This window comes from Anabaenopsis elenkinii CCIBt3563, from assembly GCF_015245355.1.
Classification (GTDB): Bacteria; Cyanobacteriota; Cyanobacteriia; order Cyanobacteriales; family Nostocaceae; genus Anabaenopsis; species Anabaenopsis elenkinii.
The window spans coordinates 2,709,972-2,732,711 of sequence record NZ_CP063311.1 but is presented as its reverse complement, the minus strand read 5'-3'; the positions used below and the strand labels follow the sequence as shown (position 1 = coordinate 2,732,711).

Annotated in this window: 20 protein-coding genes and 2 pseudogenes; 6 read left to right on the top strand and 16 right to left on the bottom strand. The window is 39.4% G+C overall.

Features of this window, described 5'->3' with window-relative positions:
- Nucleotides 1-361 precede the first annotated feature (361 nt).
- The 5 genes and pseudogenes from IM676_RS12035 to IM676_RS12015 all read left to right on the top strand — a co-directional run.
- Nucleotides 362-634, top strand: a pseudogene (locus IM676_RS12035) (HetP family heterocyst commitment protein); the annotation flags it as partial.
- Nucleotides 635-1,924: 1,290 nt separating this feature from the next.
- The gene (locus tag IM676_RS12030) at nucleotides 1,925-2,533 is read left to right on the top strand and encodes a helix-turn-helix domain-containing protein (RefSeq protein ID WP_200987134.1); all 609 of its coding nucleotides are present in this window, start codon (nucleotides 1,925-1,927) and stop codon (nucleotides 2,531-2,533) included.
- Nucleotides 2,534-2,554: 21 nt separating this feature from the next.
- The gene (locus tag IM676_RS12025; RefSeq protein ID WP_200987133.1) at nucleotides 2,555-5,605 is read left to right on the top strand and encodes a peptidase domain-containing ABC transporter; all 3,051 of its coding nucleotides are present in this window, start codon (nucleotides 2,555-2,557) and stop codon (nucleotides 5,603-5,605) included.
- 78 nt (nucleotides 5,606-5,683) lie between these two features.
- Nucleotides 5,684-7,276: an HlyD family efflux transporter periplasmic adaptor subunit gene (locus IM676_RS12020; protein ID WP_200990186.1), complete on the top strand. Its 1,593-nt coding sequence runs from the start codon at nucleotides 5,684-5,686 to the stop codon at nucleotides 7,274-7,276.
- Between the two features lie 351 nt (nucleotides 7,277-7,627).
- A complete protein-coding gene (locus tag IM676_RS12015) occupies nucleotides 7,628-8,413 on the top strand; it encodes a peptidylprolyl isomerase (protein ID WP_200987132.1) in 786 nt (261 codons plus the stop codon).
- A gap of 402 nt (nucleotides 8,414-8,815) precedes the next feature.
- Here the strand turns inward: IM676_RS12015 and IM676_RS12010 are convergent, their stop codons facing one another.
- From IM676_RS12010 to IM676_RS11960, 11 genes are all read right to left on the bottom strand, one after another.
- Nucleotides 8,816-9,916, bottom strand: coding sequence for a T3SS effector HopA1 family protein (locus tag IM676_RS12010; RefSeq protein WP_200987131.1), 1,101 nt, complete (start codon nucleotides 9,914-9,916; stop codon nucleotides 8,816-8,818).
- 118 nt (nucleotides 9,917-10,034) lie between these two features.
- Nucleotides 10,035-11,210 carry a phosphotransferase gene (locus tag IM676_RS12005; RefSeq protein ID WP_200987130.1) on the bottom strand — a complete coding sequence of 392 codons (1,176 nt, stop codon included), beginning with the start codon at nucleotides 11,208-11,210 and terminating at the stop codon, nucleotides 10,035-10,037.
- 727 nt (nucleotides 11,211-11,937) lie between these two features.
- The gene (locus IM676_RS12000; protein ID WP_200987129.1) at nucleotides 11,938-12,171 is read right to left on the bottom strand and encodes a hypothetical protein; all 234 of its coding nucleotides are present in this window, start codon (nucleotides 12,169-12,171) and stop codon (nucleotides 11,938-11,940) included.
- A 99-nt stretch (nucleotides 12,172-12,270) separates the two neighbouring features.
- Nucleotides 12,271-12,516 carry a hypothetical protein gene (locus IM676_RS11995; protein ID WP_200987128.1) on the bottom strand — a complete coding sequence of 82 codons (246 nt, stop codon included), beginning with the start codon at nucleotides 12,514-12,516 and terminating at the stop codon, nucleotides 12,271-12,273.
- 113 nt (nucleotides 12,517-12,629) lie between these two features.
- The gene (locus IM676_RS11990) at nucleotides 12,630-12,875 is read right to left on the bottom strand and encodes a hypothetical protein (RefSeq protein ID WP_200987127.1); all 246 of its coding nucleotides are present in this window, start codon (nucleotides 12,873-12,875) and stop codon (nucleotides 12,630-12,632) included.
- Nucleotides 12,876-13,028: 153 nt separating this feature from the next.
- Nucleotides 13,029-13,268 (bottom strand): hypothetical protein, encoded by a 240-nt coding sequence (locus IM676_RS11985; RefSeq protein WP_200987126.1) that lies wholly within the window; start codon nucleotides 13,266-13,268, stop codon nucleotides 13,029-13,031.
- Nucleotides 13,269-13,406: 138 nt separating this feature from the next.
- Nucleotides 13,407-13,655 carry a hypothetical protein gene (locus IM676_RS11980; protein WP_200987125.1) on the bottom strand — a complete coding sequence of 83 codons (249 nt, stop codon included), beginning with the start codon at nucleotides 13,653-13,655 and terminating at the stop codon, nucleotides 13,407-13,409.
- Nucleotides 13,656-13,824: 169 nt separating this feature from the next.
- Nucleotides 13,825-14,076 (bottom strand): hypothetical protein, encoded by a 252-nt coding sequence (locus IM676_RS11975; protein WP_200987124.1) that lies wholly within the window; start codon nucleotides 14,074-14,076, stop codon nucleotides 13,825-13,827.
- 431 nt (nucleotides 14,077-14,507) lie between these two features.
- Nucleotides 14,508-14,747, bottom strand: a complete 240-nt coding sequence (locus tag IM676_RS11970) for a hypothetical protein (RefSeq protein WP_200987123.1) — start codon at nucleotides 14,745-14,747, stop codon at nucleotides 14,508-14,510.
- 247 nt (nucleotides 14,748-14,994) lie between these two features.
- The gene (locus IM676_RS11965; protein WP_200987122.1) at nucleotides 14,995-16,500 is read right to left on the bottom strand and encodes a M16 family metallopeptidase; all 1,506 of its coding nucleotides are present in this window, start codon (nucleotides 16,498-16,500) and stop codon (nucleotides 14,995-14,997) included.
- An 8-nt stretch (nucleotides 16,501-16,508) separates the two neighbouring features.
- Nucleotides 16,509-18,119: a M16 family metallopeptidase gene (locus IM676_RS11960; protein ID WP_200987121.1), complete on the bottom strand. Its 1,611-nt coding sequence runs from the start codon at nucleotides 18,117-18,119 to the stop codon at nucleotides 16,509-16,511.
- A 152-nt stretch (nucleotides 18,120-18,271) separates the two neighbouring features.
- Here IM676_RS11960 and IM676_RS11955 point away from each other — a divergent pair, with 152 nt between their 5' ends.
- Nucleotides 18,272-18,886 carry a TetR/AcrR family transcriptional regulator gene (locus IM676_RS11955; protein WP_200987120.1) on the top strand — a complete coding sequence of 205 codons (615 nt, stop codon included), beginning with the start codon at nucleotides 18,272-18,274 and terminating at the stop codon, nucleotides 18,884-18,886.
- Between the two features lie 4 nt (nucleotides 18,887-18,890).
- On the opposite strand, the pseudogene IM676_RS11950 reads toward IM676_RS11955, so the two are convergent.
- The 5 genes and pseudogenes from IM676_RS11950 to IM676_RS11930 all read right to left on the bottom strand — a co-directional run.
- A pseudogene (locus IM676_RS11950) lies at nucleotides 18,891-19,166 on the bottom strand (DUF4332 domain-containing protein); the annotation flags it as partial.
- A 46-nt stretch (nucleotides 19,167-19,212) separates the two neighbouring features.
- Nucleotides 19,213-20,541, bottom strand: coding sequence for an IS701 family transposase (locus IM676_RS11945; RefSeq protein WP_200987119.1), 1,329 nt, complete (start codon nucleotides 20,539-20,541; stop codon nucleotides 19,213-19,215).
- A 210-nt stretch (nucleotides 20,542-20,751) separates the two neighbouring features.
- Complete coding sequence (locus IM676_RS11940; RefSeq protein ID WP_200987118.1) at nucleotides 20,752-21,549, bottom strand: PhzF family phenazine biosynthesis protein; 798 nt, start codon at nucleotides 21,547-21,549, stop codon at nucleotides 20,752-20,754.
- 33 nt (nucleotides 21,550-21,582) lie between these two features.
- Nucleotides 21,583-21,993 (bottom strand): zinc ribbon domain-containing protein, encoded by a 411-nt coding sequence (locus IM676_RS11935; RefSeq protein WP_318780248.1) that lies wholly within the window; start codon nucleotides 21,991-21,993, stop codon nucleotides 21,583-21,585.
- A 118-nt stretch (nucleotides 21,994-22,111) separates the two neighbouring features.
- A partial coding sequence (locus IM676_RS11930; RefSeq protein WP_200987117.1) for a transposase occupies nucleotides 22,112-22,740 on the bottom strand: 629 nt, incomplete at its 5' end.

Here is a 22,740-nt window from a genome sequence, read left to right as displayed (position 1 = left end):
GTGTAAATCTCAAGTCAAGGAAAAAGTTTATATATGGAATCAGAAGATGTTTGTTTTTACTATTTAGCTTTTCATAAAATGTCAACTTACAGAATAAGTAATTTAGCAGATATAAACATTCATATATACTGCTTACAGCAACTTTTTATCTTCTTTATGTTCATTGGAAAGGCAAAAACTAAAACTATCCTCAATTGCATTAAAGTTAAACTAATTTCACTTATACAGCTACTGATAACTTCAGAAAATGCTACACTTACCTGTTAACATAACTCTCTTACCTGAAGTAAATTCAATTAAAATTTGAAACCAAACAAAAACCAACGAATTTAGACTAGTTTCATGAAAGAGGAGTAAAAGTATGAATCAAGATATTTCTGGAATTAGTAGCAACTTCAGTAAACCAATGAATCCTCAACAATTTGATCAAATAGTAGAAGCAATTCTTGCTGGTAAGTATTCTTGGGCTTGCGTTTTAATGCTACGTATAGTTGGTTATAATCCTTTACATTACATTCCCTACCGAACCTATAATCGATTACTAAAGGAAAATACTGGTAATCAAAATATAAAAAATCAAACTTCTAATATTAATCCTTCATCTAGATGTTTAAGAAAAATGAAAGACATTGCCTAAGTGGAGGTACTAGAGAAGCAAACAAGGAAAATTTATGGTCGTGGTTTAGGTAAATATTCACCCCTACAAACCATCTGTAGTTAGGACTATAGTCCTAACTACAAGTTTCATCCCTAAGATGGATACTTGAATTATAAAAAATATTTACTAATGAAGATATTTTTATCTTGCCGAAGATAGATGCACAGATATAATTTAATTTCTATGATTGGCTTTTTCCGAAAATCTATTTTTCACAGATTTTCATCTGGAAGTATCAACCATAGATCAAAAAGTGATTTTTTATGTCTGAGATTGAATAAATATGTAAATTTACTACAGACAAAATTCATTATTAATTTCACTTAAAGATATAATCAATATTGAGTAAAGATTTAACTTTTTTTCTCAAAAGCCTTGACTAGAAATAGGAAAATTTCTAAAAGGATAACAGTAGGTTAAGACAAGATATTCACTAACTGTCGCTTTTCGTGGGAATTATTTTTGAAATTTATCGAAATCTGCTGAGGAGATATTAGCTAATATTAGGCTAGTCTAGGAAGTAGATTTGTACTCACAACCTGACCTTAGCTGCTTCTAAGTTCCATTTTTTATGGGACAAATTTAAACCACATTTTTGGTAATGGACAAAAACCTGTTGAAATATTTTGAGGTGGACATATAAACCTGTATGGCTCGGACACAAGCTAACAGTAACATCCTCGAAATAGGAGTTATCAAAAGGCTGCAAATTACTTATGGATGAGCATTAACCAAGATAACTGGTTGAAGTCTGTACCAATATGACACCAATTTATCAGGATTAGCCAGTAAGTAATTTGCTGGTTTTAGGTATCTTACCAGAAATTGCTGTTTATTAAATGAGATAACAGCTATGCTTGCTTCATATTTTGTCAGGTTTGCTTACTACTACTTACGGACTATCTATGACTACACCACGCAAGCTATGACTCACACCACAAGAGCGCAGCTTTTAAGTAAGAATGTGTTGACTGGGAAAAATAGAGAAATTCCGTGATATGTCGGTAGCTTTTTGACCACTAATCTCATTGGTATCTGATAAGCATAGTCAAAAATTTTGGCATTCAAATCTTTGTGATTAATGCTAACAATTTCAGCATCATAGCACAGAAAGAACACCAAGCATTATACATCAAGTAAATACTTAATTAGCTGGCATAGGCTAATTGATATTGCAGTGTTTAAGCCTGATTGATACGGGTTTGACCATAACTGCAATGGATAAAAATCCCCAACTTTTTCAGTAAATAATCGCTGGTAATAAATATGTCACACTCTCTTAGCCAAAGCGAAACTTGGGAAAACTATAATCTCCAAAACATCCAAGAAGGTAAGTTTCTAACTCATTTTCAAAGGAAGGCTTTGCTAAAAAGCTTACAAAGTGATTTACAGCCTGAATATCGGCGGCGCATTGAAATTATGTTGTTAGCAGATGTTGGTAAATCTCAAAGCCAAATCTGTGAAATCATAGGTTGTTCTCAGGAAATGGCACGCTACTGGATTGGTTTAGCAGAAGCAGGTTTAGCACACAAATGGAATGAGCGACCCATCGGTAGACCTAAAATTGTCAATGCTCAGTATTTGGAGCGCTTGAAAGAACTAGTCACCCATAGCCCTCGTGATTATGGTTATGCATTTACTTATTGGACAGCCCAATGGTTAAGCAAACATTTAGCTAACGAGTTTAACATTCAAATTAGCGATCGCCACATTAATCGCCTGCTCAAACAAATGGGACTCTCCACCAAACGTAAAACTGCTAACCCCACAGAAACTCAGGAACCCAAGGATACTGGGATTACGATCTGCGACTTGCAATCTAACTCCGAAACTAATCTCCATTGGTCATTCAATCTGATTCAGACCAATAAATAATTCCGTCTTAGAGGTCAGGAAATGACATCAGCATTTTCCCGAGAATACTTAGCGCAACAACTGATCCAAAACTTAGGTGAGTCGCTCTCAGAACCAGAAATTGAAAGATGTTTAATTGGGGTGGAAATTGTCCAACCACCCGTAGCCAAGCAATTCTGGCAATCAGCAACCGCGCCGAATGGGATATATATTGTCCTTGGCGGTAAAGTCAGACTTTTAGATACCTCAAATAACTTAATTACTACCCTGACAACAGGAGCATCATTTGGCGAACTGACCTTATTTACAGAACAGGAATTTAGTCCTTATGTGGCTAGAGCTTCTGTGAATTTAAAACTGGCTTATTTTCCCCAAGCCTCATTACAAGAGGTGCTCCGCAAACATCCGAGTATTCGCGATCGCCTCAAACAACGTGCCCAACTGTGGGATTTGCTGTTGTTATGTTGCCAAAGCGGCTTAGTTGGTCACAACGGATCTGTAGAAGACATACTTAAGGCTCTAGCTTTATTTGAGCCTCATACTGTACAAGGCGACTCACTCCCTGTGAAACTCTTCCAAGATACCAAACTTTGGCTATTACATCAGGGAGAACTAGAGCATAGTGATGGATGCAGATTAACACCGGGAAATATCTACATACATCCCCAACAGGAAAATTGGCGAGGGACTCCACCCATAACAATTTACACCCTAAAAAATGCTAATTGGCAACTAGCATTAGAATTTTGGCCGCAATTGGCTGAGTTATCACAAAGGGGGCAAAAGGTTACAGAAAACACACCTGTAGAAGTAATTAGCCCCAAGAGAAACCGACAATTACCACTACCAGATCCCACACCGAAAAAAAAGCAAAAACGAGCCTATTTTCCGACTCCCAGAGTCCAAGTTGGACATTGGTGGGGACGTTTAACCAAGCGGTATCCATTCTTTGAACAACAAAGCGCTGCTGACTGTGGGGCGGCTTGCTTAGTCATGATTAGCCGCTATTGGGGTAAGCGGTTGAGTGTGAACCGACTGCGGGATTTAGCCAATATTAATCGCACCGGCGCAACACTCCGGGGTTTAACAGATGCGGCCGAAAGTATAGGTTTTACCACCCGCCCCGTCAAAGCCAGCTTGGATAAATTGGCACAACAAACCTTACCCGCGATCGCCCATTGGGAAGGCAGACACTATATTGTTGTCTATGAAATCAGCAAAAAATACGTAATTGTGGGCGACCCCGCCTTGAGCCAACGCACCCTCACCCATGACCAATTTAAGGCTGGTTGGACTGGTTACGCATTGTTATTACAACCCACAGCTGATTTGAAAGAAACTGAGGAAGACAGTACACAATTCTGGCAGTTGTTTGAATTAGTCAAACCCCATTCTAAAGTCCTGCTAGAAGTCTTTGTAGCTTCGGTCTTCATTCAGGTATTTGGACTAGTGACACCCTTATTAACTCAGTTGTTATTAGACCGAGTACTGGTGCAACGTAGCACTCTGACATTAAACGCTGTGGGGTTCGGGTTGCTGATTTTTGGCTTGTTTAGTGTGATGATCAATGGACTGCGGCAATATCTCCTAGACCACACAGCCAACCGCATTAGCGTAGCTTTACTGGTAGGTTTTATTAAACACACCTTCCGCTTACCTTTAGCCTTTTTTGAGTCGCGCTACGTTGGTGATATTATTTCCCGCGTTCAAGAAAACTATAAAATTCAGCGATTCCTGACCGGAGAAGCACTGTCTATTACCTTGGATTTACTGACAGTGTTTATCTACGTGGGGTTGATGTTTTGGTATAGCGCACCCATGGCATTACTGAGTTTAACCATCATCCCACCATTCTTTATCTTGGCACTGGTGGCTACACCTTTCTTTCGCCGCATTAATCGCGAAGCTTTTAATGCTACGGCCAACGAAAATAGTTATCTGATTCAATCTCTTACCGGTATTAGCTCCATTCGCTCAATGGCTATTGAACAAACAGTACGCTGGCATTGGGAAGAGCTATTAAATAATGTGATTAAAAAGACCTTTGCCGGGCAGATAATTAGCAATAAAATGCAGCTTTTTAGCTCCGGGATTGAAACTCTAGTAACTACTGGTTTGCTGTGGTTTGGAGCATGGTTAGTCATTCAAAATGACCTGACAATTGGGCAGTTAGTTGCTTTTAATATGTTATTGGGTAACATTATTCGCCCATTTCAACGGTTGGTTGTTCTGTGGAATCAGTTCCAGGAAGTTGTTATTTCTAGTGAACGCATTAATGATGTTTTGCAGGCGGAACCGGAAGAGGATTTACAGCATCAACCCCGCCAATTTTTACCGAGGTTACAAGGTCATATTAAGTTTGAAAATGTGACTTTCCGTTATCACCCAGAAAGTGATATTAATGTCCTAGAAAATCTCAGCTTTGAAATCCTCCCTGAACAAACTGTAGCGGTAGTTGGGCGTAGTGGTTCAGGAAAAACAACCCTCGTTAAGATGATATTAGGGCTATACCTGCCGACAGATGGCAAAGTATTAATTGATGCCCAAGATGTGACTAGTATTTCTTTACGATCGCTGCGATCGCAAATTGGTGTTGTTGATCAAGATACCTTCTTATTTGGGGGTACGATCCGCGAAAATATCAGCATTGCTCACCCAGAAGCTACCTTAGAAGAAATTATTGCAGCGGCAACTTTAGCAGGAGCAGATGAATTTATCAAGCTGCTACCCACTGGTTACGAAACCCAAATTGGTGAAGGTGGGGGGATGCTATCTGGTGGACAACGCCAACGCCTAGCCATCGCCCGCGCTTTACTCGGAAATCCCCGCTTATTACTCTTAGATGAAGCCACAAGCCACCTTGATGCGGAATCTGAGCGGATTATCCAAAATAACCTGAAAACCATTCTCAAAGGGCGCACCAGTCTAATTATTGCTCACCGCCTGTCCACAGTGCGCCATGCTGACCTCATCCTGGTTTTAGATCGTGGCTTACTGGTGGAAAGTGGGACTCACGATGAATTAATTACTAGAAGAGGTCATTACTTTTATCTCAACCAGCAACAACTGGGAGCAACAGCGCCAACAGCTTAAAAACCTGGGAAACTGCCAATTTAACAGGAGAATTTGCCCATGACAAATTCTCCCGGACAGTACACGGTTAAATTACTTATGCCAAATCCATCTCAACATTTATCATCTATACTGGCAAAATCACAGCCAGACTCAGCCCGGGGGGATAGCTTGGAGGGGGTAGCCATCACCGACGGGGAAAATCAACCGATTGAAAATTCCAGTGCTGTTGTTGACCATCAAATAGAAGTACAAACTGAAGCTAATGATTGGTTTTACGGTACGGAAGAACTGCTCGATGCTTTACCAAAACTCTGGACACGTTCCCTGCTGTACTTTCTGGTAGGATTTACCACCATCATTTTACCTTGGTCGATGCTCACGAAAATTGATGAAACCGGAAGCGCCAGAGGGCGTTTAGAACCCCAAGGGGCGACCTATCAATTAGGAATTCCAGTTCCGGGAACCGTGAAGGCTGTCAATGTTCAAGAAGGCGCCATAGTCAAGGCTGGTCAGGTTTTGCTAGAGTTGGATTCTGATGTCTTAGAACAGGAACTACAACAAAGAAAAACACAACTACAAGGACTCAGCGATCGCCAAGCCCAATTAAAGCTGCTGAAAAACCAACTGATGTTGGCCATTAATATCCAAGAGCAACAAAATCAAGCCCAAGAATTAGAAAAAATGTCTCAAGTCCATCAGGCGCACCAAAACCTGGATGCGAGGCGCAATGTGTATAACTTACAAAAGTTAGAAAGACAGGCTTTAGTTGACCAAGCTCGTCAAAATATTAATTCTGCCCAAACAACTGAAGAGTTAGTCAAGAGTCGTTTTCAGACAGATGTAGCAGAGGTGGCACGCTATCGTCAACTGTTTGACCAGGGTGCAATTCCCCAAATCCAACTTGTACAACTGCAAAAGACAGCAGAAGAAAGCCAACGCTTGCACTTACAAGCACAATCTGATGTTACCTTAGCTCAACTGCGTTTAAAAGAGGAAACCAGCCGCTATCAGGCTACTGTGAATCAAGCTCTAGCGGAGATTGAGCAAGCAAAACTACGCCTACAAGAACAGCAAGGTAGTTATCAAAGTGTCGTTCAATCCGGTAAATTAGCGCTACTCAGAAGCCAAGAACAACTCAAGGATATGGACGGACAAATTAGTACCCTGGAAACAGAAATAGCTCAAACTAAGAGCCAAATTCAGTCCTTACAGATTCAACTTCAACAAAGAGTAGTGCGATCGCCCATTGATGGTATAGTTTTTCACTTACCTGTTACTAAACCAGGTCCAGTAGTAGAACCAGGACAAATCATTGCCCAAATTGCCCCCCAAGATAGTAAATTGATTCTCAAAGCTCAGATACCCAGCCAACACAGTGGTTTCTTACAAGAGGGAATGCCAGTGAAAATCAAGTTTGATGCTTATCCTTACCAAGATTATGGCGTGATGTCTGGGCATGTGACATGGATTGCACCTAACTCACGAGTACAGTCTCACAACCAAGGCAGTATAGACACTTATGATTTAGATATCACCTTAGATCAACTTTATGTGGAAGCTGCTAATCAGCGCGTTAATTTAACCCCTGGTCAGACCGCCACCGCAGAGGTAGTTATCCGTCAGCGTCGAGTTATTGATTTCATATTAGATCCGTTTAAAAAGTTGCAACAAGGCGGACTGGAACTTTAGACAGCCAAAATATTCCATCAAGACAACAATTAACAAGTAAATGAAGTACACATATTCATATTATCACTCTTGTCAGTGATAATTCTCTCTACCCTTGTGTACCTCACTCAGATGTAATGTCTTGTATTTTTTTAATAACCCCTATTTTTAGAAAAATAGGGGGGTATTTCTGTACTTTTTTTCACTTACATGAGAAAATAATCCTGATTTTTAGACTGAATAATTACGATATTAAAACTACCATTAGATAGAGACAATAAACAGTATATCAGGCAAAAATGATGAATAGTCTACTGACTAAAAAAGTCAAAAATTCATGAAAAATTAGTTATTAATTTGAGGAATTTAGCTATGTCAAATATTTTAGAATTTTCTGCTGAAGACATTATTTACTATATAAAAATGGCTTGCCAAATACCCGGAATATTAGAAGCGATCGCCACCCAAAAAATCATTGCTGAAGCCGCCGATAAAGCAGGAATTGAAATTTACATAGAAGAACTGCAAACAGCAGCAGACAATCTTCGCCTAGCTCACCGACTACTCAAAGCAGAAGACACCTGGGCTTGGTTAAAAAAACATCATCTCTCCCTAGATGATCTGGAAGAAATAGCTAAAATCAACCTCACATCCTCCAAATTAGCTAATCATTTATTTGCAGAGCAAATCGAACCATTTTTTTATGCACATCAATCTAAATATTTTGCCGCAGTAACTTATGAAGTGATATTAGATGATGAAGATTTAGCCTTAGAAATATTTTATGCACTCAAAGAAGGTGAAATTAGTTTCCAAGAAATCGCTCGTCAATATATCCAAAATCCCGAAAGCCGTCGCACTGGAGGTTATCAGGGAATTCGCCGCCGTATTGACTTTAGATCCGAGATTGCAGCCGCAGTTTTTGCCGCTACTCCCCCGGAAATTCTCAAGCCCATCATTACACCCAAAGGAGTACATATAATCGCAGTTGAAGAAATAATTCAACCAGAATTAGATGATAACTTGCGGTTTCAAATTATGGGAGAGTTTTTTAGCAATTGGTTACAGCAACAACTAGCCTCCGTAGAAATTGTCGCCAATCTGAAAGAAAATAATTATACTCAAACATCACATCAACTCCTCAAACCAGCATTGTAATCAAATCTTCCTCAATATTTGGGCATGATTAGAGGATATATCATAGCTTCGGCGGTGCAGCTATAAACTTTTTTCCTGTTGTATATAACACTTGTATATCACCCTAAATCTCCCTAAAAAGGGGGATTTTAAACATATCTTATATTTAGTAACTTTTTCCATAAAAATTATGGTAAATATCCTTAGATTGTCGGGGGTATCGGTCTTAGTTCCCATACCTGTGGGTGTGCTGGGGGGTTTCAATTCTGTATGCGGTTACAGCCTTATTTATACAGCAGTTGGAAAATTTATGTCAGGCTTTATTGAATATGTCTCAACTGAACAATTTATTAACCCAGTAAATATACCCGACTTCTTGAAGAAGTCGGGTATATGGGTTTTTATCTAGTCCAAATCTTCAAACTATAGAGTGGTGAAAATATCTTCAGACTTGGGATTAAGATAAGGACGTTGTAATTCAATTCCCTGGATAGAGAAATGTTGCAAAATAGATTCTAACCTACCTGCTGGTGTATCATTATTTCCCTGCCAAACATCTAGCAATGCATTAGCAATAATTTGGCAGCGATTCATCCCAAAACTTTCACGTTCTGTAAATTTGTTGTTAGGTTCTTCAGCCAGAGATAAGCCAGGAGCTAGTAATTTTGTAAATAAAGGCACCGAATCACGAAAATAAGATTGGTTTTCGGTATACACCCTTTTTAATACAGGGTAGATAGTTTCATAGTTGTGTTTATCAAAGTAAAGCACTGCTGAATCATAACGTCCATAATCTGAAGGATTATATAGTGCTTTAAATGTAAAAGAAATGGGTAGGGCATTCAGTAGGGTAGTCAAAGCATCCATGACCGCTACTGCACCATCTGGGGATAAATTAAAGTAGATCCTTACTATTTCTTGATCACCATGAGCAGCAGCATCACCAACTGCCATATAAAAGCCATTTTGTACAACATTTTTGGGCAATTTGATGGCAACTAAATTACCCACAGTTGCAGCTTTATCTTCTGGCCTTAGGTGAATATCACGGTCAATATGTATGGTTAAACCACCCTTATGTACCGCCACAGCGCCATCTGTTTCTTCTTTCACTATGAGCCAATCGTTACCCCAGTAACCTGAACCTTTGTTACTCTCATGTAAGCGATCATAAAAACCTATATCTACACCCAAAAAACTATTATTTTCTAAGTCTTTATTTGCTGCTACTTTTCTTGGATCTCCATCTGATGTCAGATTCAGATCCTCTTGTAAGGAGCCGTTATAGTAGACACCATAGAGGAAACTACGCAGCTGCACACCTAAATACTTTTTCTGGAGTTCTAAGGGCAATTTTTGAAACCGGGAAGCTGCATGCTCCGTTAATTCTAAACTTTTATAATTGGGGTGCTTAATACAATGATGGGAAACAATTTCAAGTTTATGAATAATGTCTTCTATGGATGTCTGCAATGGCTGAGGAATAGTAGCTAGTTGAGTTTGTAGGGAATCTAATAGTTGCATAACAGATCTTGACGTGTGAATAGGAGAGTGTGATCAAAAACGGGTAAAAAGACAATATTGGCTGAAAATAGTCAGAAATTTACTTTGTATTTCAGCCAACTTTACCACCTGACAAGCTTTAGCTTGCGGCTGAATATGTGGTGGGAGTCAGGTCTGAAGCATCCATACCGAAAATGGTGGGTATAGATACTTGCGGACGACACAATAAACTCTTCGCAACTTGCAGCATACTGATACCTTGATTACCAAAGGTTTTTTCGTGCTGGAGTGTTGCTTGAATAGATTGAATTAAGGCTAAACCGCAAAATTGCACTACTCGCTCTAAGAAATCAGGACGATGGTCTAAGATTTCGGGGAATTCAGCTAAATAAGCCTTAACCAGTGCTGCAAGTGAAGGACGCAGTGATTGTAAAGGTGTTGTAGCTAGGCGTAAAGATTCTTCAATTTCCATCCCTTTACCCACAACTACGCTATATAGCCATAATTGCAAGTAACTGGCGATTATGCAGCCCAAATCATTAGCTGGATCTCCCCAAGAACAACGTTCCCAGTCGATTAATCGAATCATGCTTTGGTGTGTTAACGATTCATTCACATCTTCCCAATTTAAGGAAATAAGAATGTTATTCAGCTTCATGTCGTTATGAGTCAAACAGTAGGGAGTAAAAGAATTACCTAACTGTGCGATCGCCTGACCCAAACTGTCGTAACGTTGATATAGGGCAAAGAATTTTAAGCCATCAGATGGAACACTACCGAAAATTTCCGGGGTTAGCCTATCAATGCGATGATTTAGTTTTGCCGCCTCTTGACTCGCTGTATCCTGGGAACTATCAAAGAATTCCCGATACTCTGGATTTTGAATACTTCCGCGATGAATCAATCCCAGAATCTTCCCAACTTTTCCGGCTACCTTTGTAGGAAAAATATTTTCCTTGGTGTAGAAATCTGCTAAATCACGGTAGTTACTCAGATAATTAAAAATAATGATCGAATTCTCCCGATCAAAATGTACCGCTTCCGAAAGCAAAGGGCGTACATAGCTAAGTTCTGGGGTTTGGTTTAAAAACTCATGAATGCGCCATTCCTGCACAAACTCCCCCGCGGTTTTTCCTTCCCGGTTGTGGCGTTCTTGCTTAACTAGAAGTTGCTTATCTTCTGATAAACTGAGTAATAAGTTAAAGTTTTTTGCAGGTTTTAGTTCAATATTACTAGATGAACGTTCTTCTTCACTACATATTCCTAAGGGAATTAGGTAGTCAAAAATATTTTGATAGCTTAATAAAAATGGCATGGCGTTAAATACTCCTCAGTAATGCAAAAATTTGTTGTTAGTTAATCTAGAAAGTGTAAAACCACAAGATTCCTATCCAAGCATTGATGGCACATAACATTTTCTTGGTCATCATATCGATTTGGATTCAATAATTAGAAAGGGTCAAACTGATAAGGTACAATCTTAAACTCAGTCGCAGTTATAAATGAATGTGCTAGGGACACGACACTATATATGGCAAATGCTGATAACATCAAATTAACTAGACTATAAGTAAAATTCAGCATTTGATGGAATCCATAGTCAAGTGCATATTCATTACCACCATATACAGGTATATAAAACATATCAACTATTTCGATTAAAAAGCTCTCTGATTTATTAGGGTAAAGTTCATGAATTATAATTTTTGCCATTGAATTTATGCCTACACAAATTATTGATTAATGAGTGAATACAAGCTGTATTAACTAAAATTCAGCCTCACTATTAGTCAACTAATGTACTATCCTGACGCCAACTTAACTCTTCTTTACTGATAAGCTTTGAGCACCAATAATTTCAATTTATCTAATTTAGCAAGCTGATTAATTTTCAGTTATATAGAAATATTCATCAATCAGTATTACTCATTTGATATATTGTGATAATAGCTTTAATTAAGTTTCAATTACCTTGTCGAAATTGATGAAAATTTTCTGTTTAATCTCAAGACAGCCATCAACATTACTAGTTAACTATAGAACTAGTACAAAGTATACGGTTTACTATATGACTTTGCTACATAAGTAGCATGACCAATACCATATGTACCGATAAATGTTCCAGCTAACGCAGTGAATGTAATTATGCCACCGACAAGGTTGTATTGACCCTTAGAACTAGAATCAATATCGCTCAGTTCATAAAAAAAGCTTTCAGAATCGTGGAACAGTTCAGAGCCAGTAGCGTATAGTTGAGAAAGAGTGATAGTTGCCATGATCTACTCCTAAAAGACTTGTGGTAATTAAACGGTAAATTGCTGAATCTGGCTGGCTCTGGGGGATGATTACCCCAAGAGCCATTTATTTGCGGATTATTACACAAACAGACTGAAGGACTTAGCCAACATAGTTACATGCTCAATGGCATATACAGTTACAAATGCCTCAGCCAACTTAGTCAGTGTAAAAGGATTACTCGCAGCATAAGTCACGCCGGTAGCGACACCTATTTGACCACCAGAGATAGAATCAACATCGTTGAGTTCATTCAAGAAACTTTCAGAATCTTGAAACAATTCAGAACCAGCAGCGTGTAATTCAGACAGAATAATATTAGCCATGATGTACTCCTAAAAGACTTGTGAAGACTTGTTTGTGTCAGTGAAAATTAACAGCGTTGAATCTGGTAGGCTCTGGGGGATGATTACCCCAAGAGCCATTTATTTAGGGATTACTAGACAACCAGACTGAAGGATTTAGCCAACATAGTTACATGGTCAACAGCATATGTAATGACAAATGCCTCAGCCAACTTAGTCAGTGTCGAAGGGTTGCTAGCAGCATAAGTAGCACCGGCAGCGACACTGATTTGACCACCAGAGATAGAATCAACATCTTTGAGTTCATTCAAGAAACTTTCAGAATCTTGAAACAATTCAGAACCAGCAGCGTGTAATTCAGACAGAGTAATATTAGCCATGATGTACTCCTAAAAGACTTGTGAAGACTTGTTTTTTGCAGTTAAGATCAAGATGGTGTCTAGCCGGCTCTGAGGAATTATTGGTAATGAGATTAATTATTTTTTACCTTTAATTCCTCAAGAGCCATCAATTTCAGTAGTTACCCGAAGTCATTAGAATTTACTAAATGACTTAGCTAACGCAGTCACATGGTCAATGGCATATACAGTCACAAAAGCCTCTGCTAACTTCATAAGAGTCATAGGATTACTAGCAGCAGCTGGGGCTGGACGTAAGCCGAATTTTCCACCAGAAATGGAACCTACATCGCTGAATTCATTCAGAAAACTTTCAGAATCTTGAAACAATTCAGAACCAACAGCGTGTAGTTCGGACAGTGTAATATTTGCCATGATTTGCTCCTAAAAGACTTGTTGTAATGACACTGAATATTGTATGGATTAGCTAGAACACAGGGATAATTGGTAATAACAAAATATTATGCCTTTAGTCCCTGAAAAACCATCAAGCTCTGTAGTGATGTAGAATTATTAGATGCCGGCTAAACTGAATGATTTAGCCAGGGCAGTCACATGGTCAACAGCATATGTAATGACAAATGCTTCAGCTAACTTAGTTAATGTTAGAGGGTTGCTGGCGCCGTATGTAGCACCTGTAGCGACACCGATTTGTCCACCGGAGATGGAGTCTACATCGCTGAATTCATTCAAGAAACTTTCGGAATCTTGAAACAATTCAGAACCAGCAGCATTTAGTTCAGAAAGTTTGATATTAGCCATGATTTACTCCTAATAGTCTTGTCGCAATTAAGCAACTTCACAGAAACTTGTTGAAGCTGGTTAGGTTTTAGGGATGATTCATGATCAATCAAAATGATGTTAATCAAATCGATTAATAACTAGATTGAATCCCTAAAAAGCCTGATAGCTTAGTAGTTACCTCAAGCCATTAGTATGCTTTACTAAATGACTTAGCTAACTCGGTAACATGACCAATGGCATAGACTGTAACAAATGCCTCGGCTAGTTTAGTCAGTGTAGAAATCCCACTAACTCCTGGGTAGCCATAGCCATAACCATGACCAGAGGTATCGCCACCGGAAATAGAATCGACATCCTTCAATTCATTGAGAAAACTCTCAGAATCTAGAAATAATTCCGAACCAGTAGCGTTTAGTTCAGACAGTTTTATGTTTGCCATATTAACTCCTCAAGCATTTGTTACTGGTAAATGAAATTGGTAGGCAATCAAGCTGTGTTTGCTTAACTGTTACTGCTATTTTTATTGATTAAAAATCAGAAAGTCAAGGCTGAACTCATGTTTAAAAGGACATATATTCAAGAGTTCTGTCTCTAAAAAATATCACCATAACTAATTATCAAAAAAATGCAATATACCCAATGCGTATTTAATCATTAACTGGATATAGTCATGGCTAAGAGACATCAACAGAATGTAAATAGGAAGCTTCCAGAGAATTGCTTTACATTATTCCTAGATTTCCGCTGATATTTATTATCTAAATTAATTTATATTGAAATTGAGCGATAGTGAAGTTAATTTCAACACAATCAACTAATATCTTAAATATTTAATTACGAAAAAATATGGAAATTAATGATAAAAATTACTTACAAGGAATTAAATCCTTCATTGAATATAGTTCTAGCACCAACAATTACCACACCCATTTGGGTTCTTAAGCTAAAAATAAGATTATCTAGATTTTGATCTAGATTATTAGCTAAGGACTGTTGATTGATATCGATTCCTTGACTTCCCTCCACCGTATTCATTTCCCCATCTGTGATTTCATTGAGCATCTGTTGAACCTGACGAGGGGACAAGTCATCAATTGTTATCCTTGCCATTTGATTCACTCCCTGAATAGTTACAGTGATACTTAGTAGGCTTTTGACAGAATTATGATCAAAATTATAATTTCTTTCTTATAATGGACAATTTAATTGAGAAAAGTCAATAAATTGTGTGAATTTTATAGACAAAAATCAAGTATTTACGTCTGAACAACAGATGTTTTGCGCAGTTAGCAGTTTCACATCTTGAGTTGTTTATATAGGTATTAGAGACGCGATGTCTCGCGTCTCCAGCGAACTTTTAATTCTGCGCCTGTGATTGGGACATGAGAATTGTCACGTCTATGGGCGTTACTGTTGTGGCTAGTTGCGTCAAAGGCGGTTCAATGGCGGTCTGATTCCCTACTACCAGAGTTACCATTTTTTCCGGTGTGAGGTATTTTTGTGCTACTCGTTGCACATCAGCCTCAGTTGTGGCGGCTACGGCCTTTTGATACCTAAATAAGAAATCAGCGGGATAGCCGTAATATTCGTATCGCATTAACCGTGATAAGGTTTGAGCAGGGTTTTCAAAGTTGAAAACAAAGGAGTTGAGAGTAGACTCTTTAGCATAAGCCAGTTCCTGCGCTGTCACAGGTTGTGCTTGCAGACGCTTAATTTCTGCTTTTACCCCTTGGACAAACTGCACTGTAGCATCTGACCGGGTTTGTCCACCTGCAATAAACATTCCTGGGTAATCGAAACGGGGACTCCAGTAGGCATATACCGAGTATGCTAAACCTTGGCGCGATCGCACCTCATTTAATAACCGTCCACCAAACCCATTTAATACCCCATTCAAAACATCCAGTGCAGCATAATCGGGATTATCGAACTGACCGCCCAGATGTCCAATTAGCACACTACTCTGGGTTAGGTGTGGTTGATCCACAAAAAATATCCCACCTGTATGAGCTGGCGTTACCTCGGATAACTGGTACCCAGTAATTTCGGGGTGGGGTTCCCAATCGCCGAACTTAGCTTGAATGAGCGATCGCATTTTCCGAGCTTCAAAATCCCCCACAATCCCCAAAATCATATTATTGGGATGAAAATACCGCTCGTAGAACTGCACCAAATCCTCACGGGAAATATTATCCAAGGTGGCATACTCCATAGTGCGAGCATAGGGGCTATCATTGCCATAAATTAATTTCTGAAATTCTCGTCTAGCAATAGCATCTGGATTATCATTACGGCGAGCAATACCACCCCTAGCCTGGGTTTTAGCTAAATCTAACTGTTTTTGGTCAAATACTGGTTCTCTCAATACCTGTGCAAATAAATCAAACACCGTTTCTAAATCTTCAGTCAGAGACTGAAAACTAGCACTACCTGAAGCTTCACTAATACTAGTTTCCACAGTAGCAGCCCGTTGTTCCAACATCTCATTAATCTGATCAGCCGAATGCTTCTGAGTTCCCCCAGTCCGCATCACCGCACCGGTAAAACCAGCCAGTCCCACTTTATCAGGAGCTTCTAATCGACTTCCAGTCCGTATCAAAGCCGTACCATTTACCAACGGTAGATCATGGTCTTCCATCAAATACACAACCAAACCGTTATCCAGCACAAACCGCTCATTTTTTGGTAACTGAATCTCAGGCAATGGTGGCATAACTAACTCAGTATAGTGTTTAGCCGCCGCCGTCGCTGCCCAAGAAAAGTTAAAACTTAACAACAAACAGGCAACAAGCAGAATCAAACCATAAAATACACTCCTACTCTTGCCAAACCTGAATTTAACATTGAAAATTCTCAATCCCATTTTCTCTCTTAACCTTGTTTTGACAACAACCTACCAATTGTGCGGTTCTGTGATGTAAAAGTTGCCTGAGCCACCCGTTGAATATCAGCAGTTGTGACCGCCGCGATTGCATCTAACTCCTCAAACAAATTACGCCAAGAACCAGTTTTTACTTCCGCTTCCAATAACTGCTGGGCCATACCCATATTGGAATTAAGACTACGTAACAAACTCGCCCGTGCTTGAGTTTTCACCCGTTGCAACTCAGCCGCCGTTACAGGTTCAGCTTTTAACTTGTCAATTTCCTGTCGTAAAGCTAAGGCCACCTCATCCACAGTGTGACCGGGAGCAGTGAGAGCATAAAATAACATTAAATTTGGGTACTTATCCCCAGGAAAGCCACTAAAACCCTGAGCATTTAATGCCAATCGCCGCTCTTCTACTAAAGATTTATACAAACGAGATGTACGACCGTTACTTAATAAACCCGCAATAATTGTATAAACTGCATCGTCGGGATGGCTAACTGATGGCCGGTGATAGCCTTCTAAATACCAAGGTTGAGAGGGTAACTCTAAAGTAAATTCTCGTGTTTGTGTTTGGGGTGGTTCAGGCGCAATCGTTGCGGCGACTCCTGGTCTGGCTTGATAGCGGCCAAAATAAATTTTTGCGAGTCTTTTTACTTCTACCGCATCCACATCTCCGACAATAGCAATGGTTAAATTGCTCGGTACATAGTGAGCGTCAAAAAAGTTTTGCACATCTTGCGGCGTCAGATTACGGATATCCTCTTCATAACCAATCACCGGTCGCCGATAGGGATGGACTGTGAAAGCAGTATCGATAAAGTTTTCCACCATTGTACCGATAGGTGAATTATCTACTCGCATCCGGCGTTCTTCTAAAATTACATCTTTTTCTTTGTAAAATTCACGACGTAGTACAGGTTCTAAAAATCGCTCTGATTCCAGTGACATCCACAGTTTCAACTTATTGGAGGGAAAGCTGTAAAAGTATTTAGTAGCTTCCGCCGAAGTCGTAGCATTTAAACCTACACCCCCGGCTTGGTTGACAATTTGGCCTAATTCGTTTTGTTTGATTAGCTGGTCTGCTTGGGACTGTATTTCCTTAAACTCAGTTTGCAATTGAGTGATATCATCTTGTTTACCATTGGCTTTTGCGCTTCTAATCTGGGTATCTAATTGTTCTAGTCGGTCTAGTAATAGGTTTTCTGCCTCGTAGTCTTTTGTACCAATACGCCTAGTACCTTTAAATGCTAAATGCTCTAAAAAGTGTGCTACACCAGTTTGACCGTCTGGCTCATCCACACCCCCCACATCAGCATAGGTAACAAAAGAAACTACAGGCGCTTGATGTCTTTCTAAGACAATGAATTTCATCCCATTGTCCAGGCGAAACTCTGTTAGTTGCTCAATTACCCGATCTAAGTAAGGTTGAATGGAACTCTTCTCTGGTGGTTTTTTACGAAGTTGCAGGATTCTTTGCAGAGTATTTCCAGCTTCAGTGTCAGCTAAGGCCATGTTTGGCAGTAATCCGCACCATACAATTAGGATTACCATCAACATGGTGAAGAACCGACGGAATGACCAAGCAAAAATTGAACGACGGGATTGATTCATAAGAAACAATAAAATTAAAGGTATATTATCTAAGAAATGTGCTAAGTCACAAACAAGGCTTTAACCTTATATTTCAGTTTGTGTGTTGTTGGTACCTGATGTTAGAGAATAATTATACAAACCCCCTTCGGGAGATCACACCATAAGTTATTATGCGAGTTTTTAATTCACCTCCGCCTTCAGAAGCACAAACACGGACCCGCATTTTAGAGGCCGCACAGAAGTTGTTTGCTTCTCAGGGATTTGATGGTACTACCACCCGTGACTTAGCCCAAGCAGCAGGGGTTGCTGAAGGTACTCTGTTTCGTCATTTTCCTAATAAAAAATCCATTTTAGTAGAAGTAGCTACTAGTGGCTGGGTTGACATTTTAACAGATTTGCTCACAGAATTGAGTGAAATGGGTAGTTATAAGGCGATTGCACAAGTGATGCGCCGCCGGATGTGGAATCTACACAAAAATGTAGATATGATGAAGGTTTGTTTTATGGAAGTCCAGTTTCATCCAGATTTGCGCGATCACATTCAAGAAGAAGTTATTGATAAAATGACCGACGTGGCCGAAGCTTTCTTTCAAACTGCCATGGATAAGGGCATTTACCGTCAAACCGATGTTAAACTGGTAGCTAAAGTTTTTTTAGGAATGTTTGCGATCGCCGGTTTCTCTAACAATACTGTCATAGCGCCCGATGCTTCCCCCCAGGAAATGCAGCAAATGGCGGAAGGATTAGCCGATATTTTCCTGAATGGCGTGTTGGCTAAAGAGTAATACATCACCCCTGAGAACTCAGCACTATTTTTGCTTGTTGACTCCACTGTTCTACTACATCAATAGCTGGACACAAATCTCGGCGTTGCATGGTTGAGACTTGCAGGCGCATAATTTGTTGGTGTAACTTGTGGGTAGGTGTTTCAGCCAATTGTACTACCGAACCAATACCGGAATGGAGCAATAAACCGCAATATTGCACTCCTATAGCCGGAATACGCGCCAAATCCGCTAAAGCCATCCACTTATTTACATATTGAAGATTAACCCGTAGTTTATCCCTCTTCTGTCACTTTCCGAAATAAACAAGCAGTAAATACAATAAATTATGCAGAAGAATAAAAGGGTTTTAATCCATTCATAACACTAATGAGTTGGTTAAACCCAAGCAGCAAATTGGAATTGGGAAAAACATCAAGCCAGGGATAAATCAACCAAAAAAGTAAAAATGGTTGGACAATTAATCGCAGATTATTGAGAGTATTCTTCCATCCGGTTTGATGATTCCATTGCTGATGCACAGAGAAATCAACTGCACTGATTTCTAGTATGTTAGGTGCAAGCTGATGAGATTGATTTAGGGATAAAAACGCTGGAGAGTTTAAACTAATCATTGTGTAAACACACAAAATAATTTCCCACCATTTCTCAATATGCTGAAAATCAGTAAACCGATAATCTGTCCAACCTAATTCCTGTTTACACTGACGAAAGGCATATTCTACCCATGTTCTTAATCCATAAAAGTCGCCTAAAATTTTCTTGAGATTTCCTTGAAGATTGGTCATGACAAAAGAAGTAGAATTCTCTGGCATTGTTTCTGGATCTGTGGTTAATTCCCAGTAAGTTATCTCCTTTCTCTTACCATAAATTATTTCGCGGATATATCTATTCTCTGATTTTTGGTTACTAAATGTTCTGGTAAATTTACACCACTTATTCGCCCTAACCTTCTGATTGCCAGGCAACCATACTGCATGATTACTTCTAATTGCTACGACATAAGCTAAGTTATATGCTGCTAATTTTCTTATAAATTGACTACTCTCACCATATAAACTGTCTGCCAATACTAATTCAATAGTAAAGCCGAACTCAATTAATTCTGTAATTATTTCTGTCGCTAATTCTATCTTGGTCTTATATGTATCTTCTGCTCTTAGTGTCTTTTGCGGTTTGAATACTTTGAACAGTAGCGGAAATGTTATGTTATCGTACACTCCATAGGCATTGACTGAAACTATCCCTCTATCTATTTTCCCCACACTTCCTAAATATTGTCTGGCTACGTAATCAGTCTTGTTACCTTTTTTCCTGTCTCCTGTTTCATCAATGACTACGGTAATTGCTTTTCCATTTAATGCTCTCTTTATTTTATCTAATCTTTTGTTTCTTACTTTCTCTACTGACCAGTCTGAATTAGCAATAAAATGATGTAATGATTGGGCTGAGTTTATGCTTACTACTTTCGCTATCTCTGGTAAGGATTTCCTTTTGAGCGTTGAGATGATTCCCAAATGTAAATATTTGAAGCACTCATAATTTCTTACTTCTTTAAATATGTCTCTGTACTCTTCACAATATTCATCTATGACTCCCACTGTTGGGTGGGCCTCTCGACGTAAATGTTTGAGTATTTGTAATTCTACATCCATTGCTCTACCTACCTTGTAGAGTTTTTTCTTTTAACTATTATATTCTTTATTCTCGGAAAGTGACAGAAGAGGGATAATTGCTGAATTGGCCAGTGACAACTTCTAATCTGATTTCTATGAGTTGGGTGTTTCCAGGACATTTGCAAGGTGGAGTGTGGCTGTGGTAACAGCTAATCTTAGCGTTTTTTATGCAGGGGTAAACCGAGTTTTTTAAGTAATTAATTCCCCCCGCATGACAGTTACTGCTTGTCCTGACAGCAACACGCGATCGCCCCCTGAATAGCTCACCTTAACCACTCCACCCCGCCGGGAGGCTTGAAAAGCCAAAAACTCATCTTTGCCCAGGCGATCGCGCCAGAATGGAGCCAGACAGCAATGGGCAGCCCCGGTAACAGGGTCTTCATCTATACCTAAGCCCGGTGCAAAAAACCGAGAGATAAAGTCATATTCAGAACCAGTAACACTGCGGCTAGTCACAATCACATTAGCCATAGGTAAAGTTTTTAACTGGTCAAAATTCGGCTGCATTTGTCGTACCAACTCCTCCGACTCCACCTCTACCAAATACCCCAGAGAATTTTGCAGCACAGATTTACAAGGTACACCCAAAGCCACAGTTAATTCTGGGGGCGCCACTGTCACTTGAGAAATATTCACCGGAAAATCTAAACAAATCCACTCACCCAACCGTTTAGCAATCAAAACACCGCTTTTAGTATAAAATCGGGCAACTGCATCAGCGGACAAATACCCCTCTGACCATAACACATGAGCACTGGCCAAAGTTGCGTGACCACACAGAGGGACTTCCACAGTAGGAGTAAACCAACGCAACCTAAAACCATCATCCTGTTGCAGTAAAAAAGCCGTCTCAGATAAATTCATTTCCTGAGCCACATTCTGCATCCACCCATCATCTTGAGACTCAGACAAAACACAAACCGCAGCCGGATTACCAGCAAAACATATATTAGTAAAAGCATCGACCTGAGTAACTAACTGCGCCATAACCCCAACCTCAAATTAAAATTTCAAAATGAACTACCCACAGTTGGCTTCGCCTGAACTGTAGGTTTCTACCTCCCTCAGTTCGTTTTTAGCAAAACTTTCTGTAGATTTTTGTCGCTTCTTTGCCCCTAGTTGCCGCATCGCTCCAGCTTGCTTATGCTTACTGGTAGATGGGGTAGAGCTAGGCGACTGTGCGACTACGAAGCCAGTTCCTGACTCCGGTAGAATTCCTTTTCCCCAGTAAAGCATTACTTGTGCAGCGGCGATGTCTCTGTCTTGTGTATAACCACAAACAACACAATTATGCACTCTCATATCAAGTGTTTTCCTGTGTTGATGACCGCATTTAGGACAAGTTTGGCTAGGCTTTACTTTCTTGGTGGGAACTTCTACAAACACACCACCAATCTGCTCAACTTTATACTTGATGGTACTGCGAAGCATTCCAAACCCAACATCTAGTATCGACTTATTCAAACCTGCTTTTTGTTTCTTACCCTTGCCTTTTTTAGCTTTACTGGTCTAGGACTTACGCATTGACAAAAAATATGATCTATGATATCTAGATCATGCGATCGCTATTAAGATTAGCAAAAATATGCTCACGTACAACTAAAGTAAACAGATTCCGTTGTATTTCATACCAATTGCTAATTATTTTTTCAGAGCGCATAAACTCCAACTTAACAAAAGCTTGAAGTGAACAAAAGATGTGAGTCTTAATTGCATGAGTATCCCTAACCATGAACCGACAAATTCCACATACTTGTTTTATGGCTCGATGAAAGGTTTCAATTCCCCAATGAGTATCATGAATTGTCATAAATTCATTTCTAGTTATATCCTCGATTCTTTCCTCATCTGGAAGATACAAAATATAGTGTCTAGAGTCTTCTTTTTTAAAGTCTTTCCTAAACAACTTTATAAATCCAAATTCTTTCAGATGAGTCCTTAATCCTTCTTCGGGAATAGCCAGAGTGCTTACTTGACAATACTTGTGTGGCTCATTTGAAACAGTTCTATTTTTTTCAATTCCGAAGAGAAAACCCAATTTCTGGTTTTTTAGGAATTTCAAATTTTCTACTCCTGAATACCAACTATCACCTGTTACAATTCTGGGTTTGACTCCCCAGCTTATTATTTCACTTACCATTTCTCTAAAATAATCGTTTTTTGTTTTTCCCTCCTTTT

What these genes read in the sequence shown, in the direction of transcription:
- IM676_RS12030 (WP_200987134.1), top strand. Translation starts at nt 1,925, where the DNA reads ATGTCACACTCTCTTAGCCAAAGCGAAACTTGGGAAAACTATAATCTC.
- IM676_RS12025 (WP_200987133.1), top strand. Translation starts at nt 2,555, where the DNA reads ATGACATCAGCATTTTCCCGAGAATACTTAGCGCAACAACTGATCCAA.
- IM676_RS12020 (WP_200990186.1), top strand. Translation starts at nt 5,684, where the DNA reads ATGCCAAATCCATCTCAACATTTATCATCTATACTGGCAAAATCACAG.
- IM676_RS12015 (WP_200987132.1), top strand. Translation starts at nt 7,628, where the DNA reads ATGTCAAATATTTTAGAATTTTCTGCTGAAGACATTATTTACTATATA.
- IM676_RS12010 (WP_200987131.1), bottom strand. Translation starts at nt 9,916, where the DNA reads ATGCAACTATTAGATTCCCTACAAACTCAACTAGCTACTATTCCTCAG.
- IM676_RS12005 (WP_200987130.1), bottom strand. Translation starts at nt 11,210, where the DNA reads ATGCCATTTTTATTAAGCTATCAAAATATTTTTGACTACCTAATTCCC.
- IM676_RS12000 (WP_200987129.1), bottom strand. Translation starts at nt 12,171, where the DNA reads ATGGCAACTATCACTCTTTCTCAACTATACGCTACTGGCTCTGAACTG.
- IM676_RS11995 (WP_200987128.1), bottom strand. Translation starts at nt 12,516, where the DNA reads ATGGCTAATATTATTCTGTCTGAATTACACGCTGCTGGTTCTGAATTG.
- IM676_RS11990 (WP_200987127.1), bottom strand. Translation starts at nt 12,875, where the DNA reads ATGGCTAATATTACTCTGTCTGAATTACACGCTGCTGGTTCTGAATTG.
- IM676_RS11985 (WP_200987126.1), bottom strand. Translation starts at nt 13,268, where the DNA reads ATGGCAAATATTACACTGTCCGAACTACACGCTGTTGGTTCTGAATTG.
- IM676_RS11980 (WP_200987125.1), bottom strand. Translation starts at nt 13,655, where the DNA reads ATGGCTAATATCAAACTTTCTGAACTAAATGCTGCTGGTTCTGAATTG.
- IM676_RS11975 (WP_200987124.1), bottom strand. Translation starts at nt 14,076, where the DNA reads ATGGCAAACATAAAACTGTCTGAACTAAACGCTACTGGTTCGGAATTA.
- IM676_RS11970 (WP_200987123.1), bottom strand. Translation starts at nt 14,747, where the DNA reads ATGGCAAGGATAACAATTGATGACTTGTCCCCTCGTCAGGTTCAACAG.
- IM676_RS11965 (WP_200987122.1), bottom strand. Translation starts at nt 16,500, where the DNA reads ATGGGATTGAGAATTTTCAATGTTAAATTCAGGTTTGGCAAGAGTAGG.
- IM676_RS11960 (WP_200987121.1), bottom strand. Translation starts at nt 18,119, where the DNA reads ATGAATCAATCCCGTCGTTCAATTTTTGCTTGGTCATTCCGTCGGTTC.
- IM676_RS11955 (WP_200987120.1), top strand. Translation starts at nt 18,272, where the DNA reads ATGCGAGTTTTTAATTCACCTCCGCCTTCAGAAGCACAAACACGGACC.
- IM676_RS11945 (WP_200987119.1), bottom strand. Translation starts at nt 20,541, where the DNA reads ATGGATGTAGAATTACAAATACTCAAACATTTACGTCGAGAGGCCCAC.
- IM676_RS11940 (WP_200987118.1), bottom strand. Translation starts at nt 21,549, where the DNA reads ATGGCGCAGTTAGTTACTCAGGTCGATGCTTTTACTAATATATGTTTT.
- IM676_RS11935 (WP_318780248.1), bottom strand. Translation starts at nt 21,993, where the DNA reads ATGCTTCGCAGTACCATCAAGTATAAAGTTGAGCAGATTGGTGGTGTG.